The sequence below is a fragment of the Streptomyces boncukensis genome (genome assembly GCF_011045075.1).
Taxonomy (GTDB): Bacteria; Actinomycetota; Actinomycetes; order Streptomycetales; family Streptomycetaceae; genus Streptomyces; species Streptomyces boncukensis.
Genome location: NZ_JAAKZZ010001106.1, coordinates 1 through 536, shown reverse-complemented (window position 1 = coordinate 536; position 536 = coordinate 1). Strand labels below are relative to the sequence as shown.

The 536-nt window shown below is 78.2% G+C and carries 1 protein-coding gene; it reads right to left on the bottom strand.

Translation table 11 applies throughout. The annotated features are described in order from the left end of the window. Positions 1–536: YcaO-like family protein (locus tag G5C65_RS38175; RefSeq protein WP_206442748.1), on the bottom strand; the 536-nt coding region annotated here is incomplete at both ends.

Here is a 536-nt window from a genome sequence, read left to right as displayed (position 1 = left end):
GGGTTGGCCTCCTCGGTGGCCAGCGCAGTGGCCCGGTAGCCGAGCGTGCGCGGCAGCGTCCGCACCCGGGGCAGCCCCTCGATGCGCCGCTGCGCGTGCCCGAACGTCATCGGAAGCGTCCCCGGCACCAGCACCTTCACACAGCGCAGCCCGGCGGCCCGGTGCTCGGGACGCGTCTGGTCCGCGACGATCACTTCCATCCCGTCCCGCGCGTACCGCCGCACCAGCTCGCCCACCTGCTCCGCGAGATCCGCGCGGTGCGGCCAGGGGCGCGCCCGCGCCAGCTCGGGCAGCGTCACCCGGGGCGCGTCCGCCGCCAGGAACCCCAGCCGCCGCGCCGCCGAGGGGTGCGCGTACAGCAGCTCGTGGTCGCCCATCCCGGCCACGGCGAACGGGTCCTCCAGCATGCGCGCCGCCCGCCGCTGGTCGTAGGCCGGGGGCGCCAGCAGGGTGCACACCAGCTCGTCCAGCGCGGCGCGCAGCGCGCCCTCGAAGGACGGCCGGGCCCCCGCGCCGCACACCACGGCGGGCTGCCC